Source organism: Streptomyces sp. NPDC046821 (genome assembly GCF_040645335.1).
In the GTDB taxonomy this organism is placed as follows: Bacteria; Actinomycetota; Actinomycetes; order Streptomycetales; family Streptomycetaceae; genus Streptomyces.
In genome coordinates, this window is the sequence record NZ_JBEYYB010000003.1 from 425,918 (window position 1) to 439,684 (window position 13,767).

Annotated in this window: 12 protein-coding genes; 7 read left to right on the plus strand and 5 right to left on the minus strand. The window is 71.1% G+C overall.

Going from position 1 to position 13,767, the window contains the following annotated elements:
* Positions 1-123 precede the first annotated feature (123 nt).
* The gene (locus ABZ893_RS08485) at positions 124-639 is read right to left on the minus strand and encodes a luciferase family protein (protein ID WP_361398825.1); all 516 of its coding nucleotides are present in this window, start codon (positions 637-639) and stop codon (positions 124-126) included.
* A 107-nt stretch (positions 640-746) separates the two neighbouring features.
* Between ABZ893_RS08485 and ABZ893_RS08490 the strand changes: the two genes are divergently transcribed.
* Complete coding sequence (locus ABZ893_RS08490; RefSeq protein WP_361398828.1) at positions 747-1,295, plus strand: HAD domain-containing protein; 549 nt, start codon at positions 747-749, stop codon at positions 1,293-1,295.
* Between the two features lie 81 nt (positions 1,296-1,376).
* Here ABZ893_RS08490 and ABZ893_RS08495 read toward each other — a convergent pair whose 3' ends face one another.
* The gene (locus ABZ893_RS08495) at positions 1,377-2,306 is read right to left on the minus strand and encodes a MerR family transcriptional regulator (RefSeq protein WP_361398831.1); all 930 of its coding nucleotides are present in this window, start codon (positions 2,304-2,306) and stop codon (positions 1,377-1,379) included.
* Between the two features lie 96 nt (positions 2,307-2,402).
* Between ABZ893_RS08495 and ABZ893_RS08500 the strand changes: the two genes are divergently transcribed.
* Complete coding sequence (locus tag ABZ893_RS08500; RefSeq protein ID WP_361398833.1) at positions 2,403-3,902, plus strand: alpha/beta hydrolase; 1,500 nt, start codon at positions 2,403-2,405, stop codon at positions 3,900-3,902.
* Positions 3,903-4,009: 107 nt separating this feature from the next.
* Positions 4,010-5,260, plus strand: coding sequence for a serine hydrolase domain-containing protein (locus ABZ893_RS08505; protein ID WP_361398836.1), 1,251 nt, complete (start codon positions 4,010-4,012; stop codon positions 5,258-5,260).
* A 28-nt stretch (positions 5,261-5,288) separates the two neighbouring features.
* On the opposite strand, the gene ABZ893_RS08510 is transcribed toward ABZ893_RS08505, so the two are convergent.
* Positions 5,289-6,356 (minus strand): methyltransferase domain-containing protein, encoded by a 1,068-nt coding sequence (locus tag ABZ893_RS08510; RefSeq protein WP_361398839.1) that lies wholly within the window; start codon positions 6,354-6,356, stop codon positions 5,289-5,291.
* 264 nt (positions 6,357-6,620) lie between these two features.
* On the opposite strand from ABZ893_RS08510, the gene ABZ893_RS08515 reads away from it, so the two are divergent.
* A complete protein-coding gene (locus tag ABZ893_RS08515; protein ID WP_361398842.1) occupies positions 6,621-7,433 on the plus strand; it encodes a VOC family protein in 813 nt (270 codons plus the stop codon).
* Positions 7,434-7,447: 14 nt separating this feature from the next.
* Here the strand turns inward: ABZ893_RS08515 and ABZ893_RS08520 are convergent, their stop codons facing one another.
* Entirely contained in the window at positions 7,448-7,624 is a 177-nt protein-coding gene (locus ABZ893_RS08520) for a hypothetical protein (RefSeq protein ID WP_361398844.1), read from the minus strand.
* 421 nt (positions 7,625-8,045) lie between these two features.
* Between ABZ893_RS08520 and ABZ893_RS08525 the strand changes: the two genes are divergently transcribed.
* Both ABZ893_RS08525 and ABZ893_RS08530 read left to right on the plus strand, forming a co-directional pair.
* Positions 8,046-9,707 carry an ABC-F family ATP-binding cassette domain-containing protein gene (locus ABZ893_RS08525; RefSeq protein ID WP_361398847.1) on the plus strand — a complete coding sequence of 554 codons (1,662 nt, stop codon included), beginning with the start codon at positions 8,046-8,048 and terminating at the stop codon, positions 9,705-9,707.
* Between the two features lie 139 nt (positions 9,708-9,846).
* Positions 9,847-11,475: an MFS transporter gene (locus tag ABZ893_RS08530; RefSeq protein ID WP_361398850.1), complete on the plus strand. Its 1,629-nt coding sequence runs from the start codon at positions 9,847-9,849 to the stop codon at positions 11,473-11,475.
* Positions 11,476-11,482: 7 nt separating this feature from the next.
* Here the strand turns inward: ABZ893_RS08530 and ABZ893_RS08535 are convergent, their stop codons facing one another.
* Positions 11,483-12,904, minus strand: a complete 1,422-nt coding sequence (locus ABZ893_RS08535; RefSeq protein WP_361398853.1) for a hypothetical protein — start codon at positions 12,902-12,904, stop codon at positions 11,483-11,485.
* A 215-nt stretch (positions 12,905-13,119) separates the two neighbouring features.
* On the opposite strand from ABZ893_RS08535, the gene ABZ893_RS08540 reads away from it, so the two are divergent.
* Positions 13,120-13,743: a methyltransferase domain-containing protein gene (locus tag ABZ893_RS08540; protein WP_361398856.1), complete on the plus strand. Its 624-nt coding sequence runs from the start codon at positions 13,120-13,122 to the stop codon at positions 13,741-13,743.
* Positions 13,744-13,767 lie beyond the last annotated feature (24 nt).

Consider the following 13,767-nt stretch of genomic DNA (forward strand, 5'->3'; position numbering starts at 1 on the left):
GGGCGCCGCGGTGGCGGCGGGACGGGACGCTGTAGAACTCCCCGACGGAACGGCCCCCGAACCCTGGGTGAGAGGGCCGGGGACCGGTGGCGGGGAACGCGGGGACGGTGGCCGCCGCCGTGATCAATGCGTGTGGCCGTGCGGCAGGATCCGGCCGACGGCCTTCCACGCGTCGTGCACGCGGCGGTGATGAGACGTGCCGGCAGGCCCGGACGCGGCGGCCGACGGGCCGGCCGGGTGAGGCGAGGGCATCGCGTGCCGCTCCCAGTCGCAGGGCGAGGCCGTACGGCCGGAGCGCAGTCCTCCACACTCCTCGTCGCGGCCCTCCAGCGCGTCGTGTTCCTTGAGCGCCACGCTCATGAGCATCAGGAGCAGTGCCACGTCGTCGTCGCAGTCGAGCAGCACCGTGATCCACGAGGCGCCCGGCCGGACCCGGATGGCGGTGCAGTGCAGCAACTGCGGCAGAAGGCGCTCGACCGCCGCCCGCGTGAGATAGAGATCGGCCGCGTCGTCGGCATGAAAATGCACGATGTCGCACCCCGCCGTCCCGAAGGCGCGCCCGACGGCACACCGGGGAGAGCCACTTACCAGGTTCGGCCAGGACTCCAGCTGGGTCATGGCGCGATGGGCCGCGGTCATGTCCTCATGGTTGCGCACACTTCACCCTGGTAACCAGCCCCATTCACCTCTTGCTTGATGATTCGACGATTCCCGGGACTTCGCCCCCGAGTCGCTACTGTGCCGAGGTGACCGGATCCGCACTCCTTCCCCTGCTGTTCCTCGACATCGACGGTCCGCTGATCCCGTTCGGAGGCCCGCCGGAGAGCTACCCGACGTACGCCGTGCCCGGCCAGGCCGCCGCTCCGGATCCGCTGGGCGCGGACCTCAATCCGCTGCTGGCCAGGATCAACCCCGAGTACGGGCCCCGGCTCGCGGCGCTCCCGTGCGAGATCGTGTGGGCGACCACCTGGATGGACGACGCGAACGACCACGTCGCCCCGCTCCTCGGGCTGCCGCCGCTGCCGGTGGTGGACTGGCCGGAGCCGTCGGTACAGGAGGTCTGGGACGAATGGAGCGGGGCACACGGACTGCACTGGAAGACCCGCGCCCTCGTCGTCCACGCGGGAGGCCGCGCCTTCGCCTGGGTCGACGACGAGATCACCGACGCCGACCGTTCGTGGGTCGGCGACCACCACGAGGGCCACGCTCTGCTGCACCGGGTCGACCCCCGGCGCGGCCTCACGGAGACGGACTTCGCCGCGCTCGATGCTTGGCTGCGCGGGGTGACGGGCTGACGCACCGGCAGCTTCCCCGCAGCACCGGACACTTCGCCGCCTCACCGGAAGCTTCCCCGCCTCACCGGAATCTTCGCCGCCCTATGGCGACCGCCGTGCGACCTGCCCGGCGAGCGCCGCGCACAGCCAGTCGTGGGCGGCGCCCGCCGTCGGACGTGACGGTTCCGTCAGCTCGGCGACGAGCCGCCAGTAGTGGTCGATGCGCGGATCGGCGGCGAGAGTCAGGCTGAGCCCGCGCCGGAACGCGGGCGTGTCACGTACGCCCCGCGACGCGGCGTAGGAGGCGACGAAGCAGTCCAGCGCCTCGCCCTCGTGCGGTGTCCGTGCGGCGCGCAGCCGGGGTGACGCGAGGGCGTACGCCTCGCGCAGCCCCTCGTAGAGCACGGCGGGCCGGTATCCCTCACCGGTCCGGTGCGCCGCCGGCTGACCTCGGTCATCTCCGTCGCAGGAGCGGGACGTGAACGCGTGCAGCCGCGCGAAGGCCAGGACCTGGGCCGGGGTCGGTTCCGCCGGAAGCTGTGGCACGGCCTCGTCCACGACAGCGGCGACGACCCGCTCGGGCATCCGGACCGGCAGCCAGCGCCGCCAGAAGCGGACCGGCGCGTCCGTGCTGGGCGGGGCGGACACCGAGCCCACGAGGAGCAGCCGCTCGGCACGCTCGGCGGGCGCGCAGTCCTGGAGGAGTTGCAGGGCGGCCTGCCGCCAGCGCAAAGCGGTGAGTTGCGAGCCGACGTCACGTAACTGCCTCGCGATGACGTCCTCCAGCACGTCCTCCGCCGCTTCCTCCTCCGCGAGCACCCGGCCCACATCCGGCACCGGGAGGTCGAGGGCACGCAGCGAGCGGATGACGCGGAGCCGGTCGAGCGCCTCGGGCCCGTACCGGCGATGGCCTCCCGTGCTCCGGGGCTCTTCGGGCAGCAGACCTCGGTCCGAGTAGAAGCGGACGGTCTTGACGGTGACGCCCGCGCGTTCGGCGAGCTCCCCGATGCTCCATGCGCTGTCGGCGGGCACGGCTTGAACCTCCCTCAGGGGGAGTTCCTACCGTACCGGCGAGCACGGACGCCCCGGGTGGGCGGGCCGTGGACCACGGCGTGGGAGGAGAGGCACATGACGGCGTTCATCCTGGTGGCGGGGGCGCACACCGGTGGCTGGGTCTGGCGGGAGGTCGCCGCCGGGCTGACGGCGGCGGGGGAGGAGGCGTACGCGGTGACGCTCAGCGGCGAGGAACGTCCGGGCGTCGAACTCGACACGCACATGGAGGAGTTGGTCCGCCTCATCGACCGGATCGAGGCACCGGACGTCGTCCTCGTCGGTCATTGCTACGGGATCCACCCTGTGCGCGGCGCCGCCGACCGGCGTCCCGGACGGATCGCCCGCATCGTCCACGTGGACGTCGGCATCCCGAACGACGGTGACCCGGCCCTCGCGCTGCTGCCCGACCAGGCGACGCGTGAGCGCGTACTGCAGATGGCTCAGGAGCACGGGGACGCTGGTGCGCTGCCTCCGCCGGGCCTGGGCGAGTGGGCGCGCTGGGGCAGTGTCGAAGGCATCCCCGCCGAGGAGTTGGCGCGGCTGACCGAACGGGCCGTTCCGCAACCGTTGGCCACGCTCACCCGGCCGCTGCGGCTCTCGGGCGCGGCCTCCGCGCTGCCGATGACCGGGATCCTGTGCATGGCCAACGGGTCGAGCATCGAATTGGTCGAAGCCAGGATCGGCATGGGTGACCCCGCGTTCCAGACGCTCGCCGACCCGCATGTCTCGTTCTTCGAACTGGCCACCGGCCACTGGCCGATGCTGTCCACGCCCCGCGAGCTCACCGACGTACTGCTCCAGGCCGCCGCGGGCAAGGGACATCGGGTGGCTCCGGAAGTGCGGGACACGCTCGCACACCTGCGGCCCTTCCTCATGGACGTAGAGGAGCGGCCCCGTGAGCGGACCGGCCGCGTCGATCTGCATCTGCCCGACGCCGATGGGCCCCGGCCCGCCGTCGTCTTCGTGCACGGCGGACCCGTGCCCGCCGCCGCCCGGCCCACCCCGCGCGACTGGCCCACGTATCTCGGCTACGGCCAGTACGTGGCGAGCCTCGGTGCCGTCGGCGTGACCGTGGACCACGGGCTGCACGACCTGACGGCGTACGGGCGGGCCGCCGCCGACGTGGCCGAGGCGGTCGAGCTCGTCCGGGCCGACCCACGGGTGGACGGCGACCGCGTGGCGCTCTGGTTCATGTCGGGCGGCGGGCTGCTCTCGGCCGACTGGCTCGGCGCGCCCCAGCCCTGGCTGTGGTGCGTCGCGGCCACGTACCCGATCCTCGCGCCGCTGCCGGGCTGGGGGCTGTCCGGGGAAGGGGGCCGGTTCCGTCCCGTTGCCGCGCTGCGTGGCGCGGGCCGGCTGCCGATCGTGCTCACCCGTGTGGGTCTCGAACGCCCCGAGATCGCGGTGACGGTGGAGGAGTTCCTGACCGCGGCCGAGGGCTGTGGGGCTGCCGTCGAGGTGATCGACGTGCCGCTCGGGCACCACGGTTTCGAGACCATCGACCCCACCCCGGCGTCACGCGACGCGGTGCAACGTGCGGTGCGTGCGGTGCTCGGACATCTGGAGGTCAGCTGACAGCCCTCACCTGAGCGGCGTCCCCCAACTGCCCCACATGGACGCCTTTGTGGGGCCCGGCGGAGTGTTCGGGCCGTCGCCGCCGTGGCCGCGTCCATAGTGCGGGCATGAATCCAACCCCTGTCCCCGGCCGCGTGCGCTCGCGTGCGCGCCGCCGGGGGACGCTGCTGTGTGCCGCCCTCCTCGCCGTCACCGTCCAGACCGCCGTCGCCGCACCCGCGACCGCCGAACGGCCCGGTGGCAACGGCGGACGCGACTGTGTGAAGACCCGTCAGCCACTCGACGCCGAGGCCCGCCGGATCGTCGAGATCACCCGTAAGGCCAGGAAGGATCTCCACCTTCAGGCCGTGGAGATGCGCGTCACGAGAAACGGGCGCGAGGTCGTCACCGACGCGCTCGGCTCGTCCATGACCGGCGTACCGGCCCGCCCCGACATGCACTTCCGGGCAGGTTCCATGGCCTTCGCCCACATCGGCACGGCACTGCTCCAGCTGGTCGACGAGGGCAAGGTCAATCTCGACGACCCCGTGAAACAGTGGCTGCCCCATCTCCGAGACGCCGACAAGATCACCCTGCGGATGCTCGCGACCAACACCAGCGGCCTCCACGACTACGTGACCGACCCGGCCTTCCTGGCCGAACTGGAGAGCCACCCGTTCCGCGAGTGGACCCCCAAGCAGCTTCTCGCGATCCCGCTGAGCCACCCCCTCTGGTACGAGCCGGGCACCAACTGGAGCTATTCGCACGCCAATTACATCCTTCTCGTCGCCGCGATGGAGAAGATCACCGGTATGCCGATCGCCAGGTTCGTGAAGGAGCGGGTCACCGGCCCCCTGGGTCTGCGCAACACGCAGAACAACTACACGCCCGAGATCCCGCAGCCCGTCCTGCACGCCTTCACCTCCGAGCGCGGCCGCTACGAGGAGTCCACCTACTGGAACCCGTCGTGGACCACGGCCCCCGGCGCGGTCATCACCACCGACATCTGCGACATGACCCGCTCCGCGCGGGGCATCGGCAGCGGCGAACTGCTCTCCCGCGAGGGCTACCGCACCCTGCTCAACCCCGGCACCGTCGGCCTCGGCCACCCCACCAAGACGTGTCCCCCCACCGTCTGCATCAAGCAGACCGAGGCCGAGCACTTCGGCCTCGGGGTCATCGTGGCCGACAACTGGGTGCTCCAGAACCCGTCGTTCTCCGGCTACGCCGCGATCCAGGCGTACCTCCCGTCCAAGCGCCTCGCCATCGCGGTCTCCACCACCGAGACGGCCACCACGCCCGGCGGCAACACGGCCGAGGTGGTCGCCCAGCGCATCTCGAAGGCACTCGTCCCGGACAACCCGCTGCCGGCGCCCTGACCGCCGGAACGTCAGGAGCCGAAGGGCGTCACTTGCGGGCCACGTAGTACACGTTCAGGATGTCGCCCTCGACCTGCTCCACGGAGATGTCACCGAACCCGGCGTCTCCGAGCATCTGGAGCGCCCGCTGCCTGCCCCACACCGTGCCGAGCCCCGCGCCGCCCTCGCCCAGCGAGACCGTCATGCAGTAGAAGACCGAGAAGGTGTAGAGGCCGGGGCCGAGCGGATGGTCGACGTTCTCCTCCAGGTTGCTGGACGCGTTGATGTCACCCATCAGGAACACGCCGTCGTCACGCAGGGCCGCGGCGACGGCGTCCAGGGTGCGCGCCGGTTTGGCCAGGTCGTGGATCACGTCGAACGCCGTGATCAGGTCGTACGAACCTGCCAGCTCGGACGTGTCGACCACGTCGAAGCGGACGTTGCCGAGGCCGAGCCGCGCCGCCTCCTCGCGCGCGGCCGCGATGCCCTTCTCGGAGATGTCGACCCCGCGGAAGCGGCTCGCGGGGAACGCCTGGGCCAGCACGTTCACCGCGTGCCCCTGGCCGGTGCCGATGTCCATCACGTCGATCCCGGCGCGCAGCCGCTCGGGCAGCCCCTCGGCGAGCGGCACGATCGCGTCCACCAGAGCCACGTCGTACACGCGGCCCGTCTCCTCGGCCTGGAGTTCCTGGAACCGCGGATACGAGGAGTAGGGGACACCGCCGCCACGGCGGAAGGCGTCGAGCACCTCGTCCTCGACGATGCCGAGGAGCGCGAGATCCTGGAGGAGGGAGGCCATGTTCTCCGGCCCGGCCGCCCGCGTGAGCGAGGCGGCGTGCTCGGGCGGCAGCCGGTAGGTGCCGTCGTCTGGCCGGTACTCGACGACCCCCGCGACCGTCAGTCCGCCGAGCCACTCCCGTACGTAACGCTCGTCGAGATTCGCGGCCTTCGCGATCTGTGTGCTGGTGGACGGCGGCATCGGGGCCATCGTGTCGAAAAGCCCCGACCGATGGCCGAGGCTGCACAGATAACCGAGACACGCGTCGTTGAGGACCTGAACCATGCGCCCGGCGAAGTTCTCCTGCCGCACGGGATCGAGGCTCTGTCCGGTCGTCATCACGGACTCCTTCCGGCGAGATGCGCGGTACCACCCTCCCCAAGACCGCGACACCCTCGCGGCAACGCCCGCAGCGTGCCGGACCAGTACCTTTTGCCCTGATTCTGGCTCTGATTCTACGCTGGGCGTTCCGACGTGTCCCCGCCTCCGTGGCCGCACCGGACCGCCGTGCTCGGCCGGTTGAGTGTCGCCCCACTGGGCGATGGCGCCCGCGTGAGCGGCTTGCTGCAATGGCCCAAGCGCGCGACTCAGGGAGGGTGAGCGATGACCGACAGGCTGGCCGCCGAAGCCGGTGACGACGACGGATCAGGGGGCGGCCAGGTGCTCGGGGCACCCTGCTGGGTGAGCCTCGCCACCCAGGACCTCGAAGGCGCCCGGTCGTTCTACGAGGCGGTGCTCGGCTGGGAGTTCAGGTCCGGCGGCTTCGGTGACCGCTTCGCCGTCGCGCTCGCCGGCGGTCAGCCCGTGGCGGGCATCGGCTCCGTGACGGACACACCGGGCCTGGCCACGACCTGGGTGCCCTACTTCGCGGTCGCCGACCCGGACGAGACGGCGGGACGCGTACGGGAACGCGGCGGCACCGTCGGTGTCGGCCCCATCTCCGTGCCGCCCGGCCGCGCGGCGCTGCTCTCCGACCGAGACGGAGCGGCCTTCGGTATCTGGGCCGGGCCGGTCGTCCTCAACTGGAGCGGCTGGCGCGCGGACGCCCCGGTCGGCCTCCGCCTCGTGACCAGGAACGCCTTCGACGCCGCGATCTTCTACGGCGAAGTCCTCGGCTGGACCCGCCCCGACGGCTGCGACGTCCACTACGAGGACGAGGAGGTCGTCCTGGTCTGCGCGGGGGCACCCATGGCCCGTATCAGCGCGGGCGCGGTCGAAGCCGCCCCGGATCCCGCCGTCCGCCCGCGCTGGGAGGTCCGCTTCACGGTCGACGACGTCGCCGAGTGCGCGCGCACGGCCGTCAAGCACGACGGTGTGGTGAGCGGGGAACGCGAGGACGAGTCCGGCCTGTGGGCCACGATCCGGGACGCGCAGGGGGCACGCTTCACCGCGTTCACACCACACACGGCGCCTTGAATTCTGCTCGGTCCTCAGTTGTGGCCGAACTTCGGTTCCTTCTTGTGGGACGGATGTTCGGAGATACGGCGGGCCGGGTCGTCCGCCGGCTGGGTCGACTTCGTCTGGGTCTGCTTGGACTCCGCGGTGGCGCCGTGCTCATGGCCGCCGGTGCGGGCGCCGCGGTTCTGGCGGCTCTGTTTCTTGCTCATGATCGTTCCTCCTGCCGGAAATCCGGGCGACGGGGGCACTCTCAGAGTTGCACGCGTCCATGGACAGTGCATGTCGGGCGCTGCGGCCGCTGTGACCAGGGAATCTTGCCTTTAGATCACCCCGTCGTTATGGTTTTGGCGTCTCTGTTGTCTCCGATCGAGGTGGACGTTGCGCATCTGAGGATCGCGATCACTGCGCCGTACGACCTTCTTCGTCGTACGCCCGTCACGCCGTAGCGGCCGTTCCGTGCCGCCCGTGACCCCGCGTGGATGCGACCTCGGTGCATGAGCCGTCCCCCGATGACCATCGACTCCCGATGATCCTTCGGACAGCCGCACCTTCTTTGCCTCGGCCCGGTCGCCGCGTGGTGCTCGCATACGTAGCCCCTTTTCCCAGCGCTTGCGATTGCGAGAACAGCCCATGGCTACCCCTACCGTGCCCAGTGCCTCCCTGACCACGTCAGGCCTGTCCTTCCGGTGGCAGGACGGCACACCCGTCTTCGACCAGCTCTCCCTCACCATCGGCCGCGGCCGCACCGGACTCGTCGGCACGAACGGCACCGGCAAGTCCACCCTGCTGCGCCTGCTCGCCGGTCAACTCGCCCCGTCCCAGGGGTCGGTGACCGTCGGCGGCAGCCTCGCCCACCTGCCGCAGAACATCACCCTCGACACCACGCTCCGCGTCGACCAGGCCCTCGGCATCGCCGACCGCCGCGCCGCGCTGCGTGCCATCGAGAACGGAGACGTACGAGAAGAACACTTCGATGCGATCGGCGACGACTGGGACGTCGAGGAGCGGGCGCTCGCCACGCTCGGCTCGCTCGGGCTCGGTGGCGTCGAACTCGACCGCACCGTAGGGCAGTTGTCCGGTGGCGAGACCATCCTGTTGCGCCTTGCCGCCCTGCTCCTGGAGCGTCCCGACGTCCTGCTGCTCGACGAGCCGACCAACAACCTCGACGTCTTCGCGCGTCGCAGGCTCTACGAAGCCGTCGACTCCTGGCGCTCCGGAGTGCTGGTCGTCGTCAGCCACGACCGGGAACTCCTCGAACGCGTCGACCGCATCGCCGAGCTGCGCACCGGCTCCGTGACCTGGTACGGAGGCGGCTACTCCGCGTACGAGGAAGCCCTCGCCACCCAGCAGGAAGCGGCCGGGCGGACGCTGCGCGCCGCCGAGGCCGACGTGCGCCGGCAGAAGCGGGAACTGGAGGAGGCCCAGATCAAGGTCGCCCGGCGCGCACGGGCCAACAAGAAACTGGACGCCCAGCGCAAGGCCCCGCGCATCGTCGCGGGCGAAAAGAAGAGGCAGGCCCAGGAGTCCGGCGACAAGCTGCGCGGGCTCCACGAGGACCGGCTCAGCGAGGCGCACGAGCGTCGCGAGGAAGCCGCGGAAGCCATCCGCAGCGACGCCGAGATCCGCGTCAGCCTGCCCCACACCGCCGTACCCACCGGCCGCACCGTGCTCAGCCTCGACGAACTCAGCCTGGCGCACGGCACGTTGCAGGGCGGCAGCCTCCACATCCACGGACCCGAACGCATCGCGCTCGTCGGACGCAACGGAGCCGGGAAGACCACGCTCCTGCGCACCCTCACCGGCGACCTCGCACCCCTTACGGGCGAGGCGAAGACATACGTCCCGTCGCGGTTCCTGCCGCAGCGCCTCGACGTGCTCGACGACGAGCTGAGCGTCGCGGCGAACGTGGCCCGCCTGGCACCCGGCGTCACCGACAACCACATCCGCTCCCAGCTCGCGCGGTTCCTGTTCAAGGGCGCCCGCGCCGAACAGCCCGCCGGCACCCTCTCCGGCGGCGAACGCTTCCGCGCCGCACTCGCGGCCACCATGCTCGCCGCCCCCGCCCCGCAACTGCTCATGCTCGACGAGCCGACCAACAGCCTGGACATGGCCAGCGTGCGACAGCTGACGAGCGCCCTCGCGTCCTACGAGGGCGCGCTCCTGATCGCCAGCCACGACCTGACGTTCCTGGAGTCGGTCGGCATCACCCGCTGGCTGCTGCTCGGCGACACCCTTCAGGAGACGACCGCGGAGGAGGTGCGCGAGCTGATGGAGGCACCCGACGCCGGATGATGCCTGGTGAGGGCGTTGGACGGCCGTGGAGCGGCCGGGCCGCGCGGGGCCCGTTGATCGATTCGCGGGGCCGCGCGGCCCGGATTAACGTCGGTGTAGCGAACGACTCCGTTCACCGCTTCGAGACGTATGTGCACCCATGTCAGGGACTCAGGCGACACCCTCGAAGCCTGCCGAAGCCCCGGAGGGGGGCCGGAGCAGGGGGATCGCGCTACTCGTCATCTGTTCGTGCCAGCTGATGGTGGTCCTCGACATCACCATCGTGAACATCGCGCTGCCGCACATCCAGAGAGCCCTCGGCTTCTCGACCGAGAACCTGTCCTGGGTCATCAACGCCTACACGCTGACCTTCGGCGGACTACTGCTCCTCGGCGGACGGCTCGGTGACATCCTCGGGCGGCGCCGCGTCTTCATGTTCGGCGTCCTGCTCTTCGTACTCGCCTCGTTCCTCGGCGGACTCTCGCAGGAGTCGTGGCAACTGCTCGCCGCACGCTCGCTCCAGGGCGTCGGCGGCGCCATCGCGTCCCCCACCGCCCTCGCGCTCATCAGTACGACCTTCCGCGAGGGACCCGAGCGGAACAGGGCGTTCGGCGTGTTCGCGGCCGTCTCCGCGGGCGGCAGCGCGATCGGCCTGATCATGGGCGGCATCCTCGTCGAATGGCTCGACTGGCGCTGGGTCTTCTTCGTCAACGTGCCCATCGGCATCCTGATCGCGCTCGCCACCCCCCGCTACATCCGCGAGTCCGAACGCCACCCGGGCCACTTCGACGTCTTCGGCGCGCTCACGGCCACCGTCGGCATGGTGCTGCTCGTCTACGGCTTCATCCGCGCCTCGAAGAACGGGTGGAGCGACAGTGTGACCCTCGGCGCGTTCGGCGCGGCCGTCGTACTCCTTGCCACGTTCATCGCCATCGAGCGCCGGTCCAGACAGCCCATCACGCCCCTGTGGATGTTCCGCGACCGCAACCGCGCGGGCGTCTACGGGATGATGCTGTGCCTGGCCGCGGCGATCTTCGGCATGTTCTTCTTCCTGACCCTCTTCGTGCAGGACGTCCTCGGCTTCAGCCCGCTGCGGACCGGCCTCGCCTTCCTGCCCATCAGCGGCGTCATCGCCGTGGTCGCGGGAATCACCTCGCGGTTGCTGCCCAGGTTCGGGCCCAAACCCTTCATGGTCATCGGCGCGCTCCTGGCGGCGACCGGCCTCGGCTGGCTGACGCAGATCGACATCCACAGCACCTACGCGGGCGGCGTCCTCGGCCCGACACTGATCCTCGGCTCCGGCATGGGTCTGCAGTTCGTCACCCTGACGCTGATGGCGCTGTCCGGCGTGGACACGAAGGACTCGGGCGCGGCCTCCGGAGTCCTCAACGCCACCCAGCAGGTCGGCGGTTCGCTCGGCCTGTCCATCCTGGTCACCGTCTTCGGCACGGCCAGCCGCAACGAGGCCACCACCCAGATACCCAAGTTCCTCTCGCAGGCGACTCCGGGCCAGCTGATCACCTTCCGCAGGACCGGACAGCTCCCACCGCCATGGGGCTACCAGGTCCTCGCGTCGGGCATCTCGACCGCGTTCGTCGCCGCCGCGGCCTTCGCCGTCGTCGGCGCGCTGATCGCCCTCGTGGTCATCCAGGTACGGGCCTCGGACCTCGCACGCCTCCAGGGCGGCGCCAACGCTCCGCTGGTGCCGGCCGAGGAGGGCGCGGGCGGCACGAATCCGGGTACCTCGCCGCCCAACCCGGGACGTGACGGTCGCCCACCTGACGGCTGAGGCCTGCCTACGCCGTTCTTGGCGGGAGCCCCAGGTCGGACGGGTTCAAGTACTGGATACGCCCCGCTGCGGCAAGGCCATCCGGCGTGCCTGGGAAGAGCCACAGCCCGCCCTTCCCGCGCCGATATCCCGGCGCGGTGGCCACCACGTCGGAGCGGCCGTCGCCGTTCACGTCGAGCAGCGGGAACGTCGCGCCGAAACCGTCACCGCCCGACGGATCGTGCCGGCCGGGCACACCCGGGGTGTCGAGGTCGAAGGCGGTCGCGTGTGAACCCGTAGGGGGACCGCCGGGGCCGCCCGGCAGCAGCGTGAAGCGGCCGTCGCCCTGGTCCTCGCCGGGCGTGTTCACGACCAGATCCGGATGCCCGTCCCCGTTCACATCGCCGGTCCCCGCACCCCGCCCGAACCCGTCCTTGCCCTGCGAATCACCCGGAACGCCGGGCGTTTCCTGGTCGAAGACGGAGTTCGGCCGTCCGCCGCCCACCCCCGACTTCGACCCGTACGCCACCGTGAGCCGCCCCGAGGCAGGCCCCTCCGCCACACCGACGTCCCGGTAACCGGGCGCGAGGATGTCCGTGATCCCGTCACCGTCCACGTCACCGCTGCGCGGCACCATGACCCCGTCGTACGTCTCGTTGCCGAGGTTCTTGGGCGGCGGGGCCGGCGTCAGGCCGCGCGGGCTGCCGCGGAAGTACGTCACGGCCGGGCCGTCGAGCGGCGGCGGATCCGCGTCCTCCGGGCCCGGGTCCGGGTCGGTGAACAGGACGTCGCCGTAGCCGTCGCCGTCGAAGTCCCCACTGGTCGCGTCACCAGGACTCGCCGCGTCCTTGAGCTCGGCCGTGCGGGCCGGCGTGCCGTCCTTGCCGAAAGGGCCGTAGGCCACCAGGCCCTGGCGGTCTGGGAGTTGGGTGTCGATGGCGTTCGGGTGGTGCCCCGGGTCGACCAGATCGAGCGAGCCGTCGCCGTCCACGTCGACAACTGCCCTCGCGGACACGAGACCGGCAACCTTGACCGGGATGGGGTCGCCGAGACCCTTCCTGCCGCCGGGCAGGATCACCGTGCGCCAGGGGGCGTCACGCAGCGTCCGATCCTTGGCGTGACGGTCGACCTGCGTCGCTGCGAGGTCCGTGTAACCGTCACCGTCGAGGTCGCCGCGCAGCAGCGGGCCGTAGTAGGCGTTCCGGTAGGTCCTGCGGCGCTCGGGGTCGAGGCCCTTGGCGGAGCCGGGCAGGACGAGCAGGTGGTAGGCGGTCGGCTGCCGGAACTTGTTCCGCGTGGTCAGGGCCGTCACGTAGTCGTCGTAGCCGTCCCGGTCGAAGTCCCCGAGCCCGCGTTCGCCCGCGCCCCGGCCGGTGGGGACCCGGGGTGCCGGGTCCCCGGTGGCCTCGCTGCGGCTGCCGGGCCCGGAGCAGCCAGCGAGCAGCGTCACCGCGCATCCGCAGGCGATCAGGGCGTGTCTCAGCCGACGGCGGTTACGGGGCGATGGCGGCAAGGCGGTCCTCCCGGGACTGGCTATCGGCTGGTCGGGGTCGGGGGTATGACCCCTCACGGCTCGCCAGGGTTGCGGTCCGGATGATCGCGGTTTCGCAACGCTGCGTGAGGGAGACCCCGGTGCCATGCTGGACATGAGACATGGAGGCCGTCATGGGGTTCTATGCCGAACAGGTGCTGCCCCGGATCATCGACGTCGCCTGCGGCGTGAAGGCCGCCCGACCGCTCCGCCGCAGGGTCTGCGAGGGTCTGCGCGGCCAGGTCGTGGAGATCGGCTTCGGGACGGGCCACAACGTCCCCTACTACCCGCCCGCCGTCGAAGGCGTCATGGCGATCGAACCCTCCGACGTCGGCTGGCGACTCGCCGCCGACCGGATCGGGGCGGCGCGCGTCCCCGTACGCCGTGCGGGCCCGGACGGGCAGTCGCTGCCGTTCGACGACGGCAGCTTCGACACCGCGCTGTCGACCTGGACCCTCTGCACCATCCCCGACGCCGACGCCGCCCTGCGCGAGGTGCGCCGGGTACTGAGACCTGGCGGCACCCTGCACTTCCTCGAACACGGGCTCGCGCCCAAGGAGGACGAGAGCGTTCGCCGCTGGCAGCGACGCCTCGAACCGGTGAACAAGCGACTCTTCGGCGGCTGCCACCTGACACGGCAGATCGGCGATCTCGTGACGGGCGCCGGCTTCACGATCACGTCGATGGACGTCTTCTACGAACAGGGGGCGCCGAAGCCGATGGGCGCCGACTCGCTGGGCGTCGCGCTGGCTCCGTAGGAGTGGGTCGAGTAAGGCCGGGTC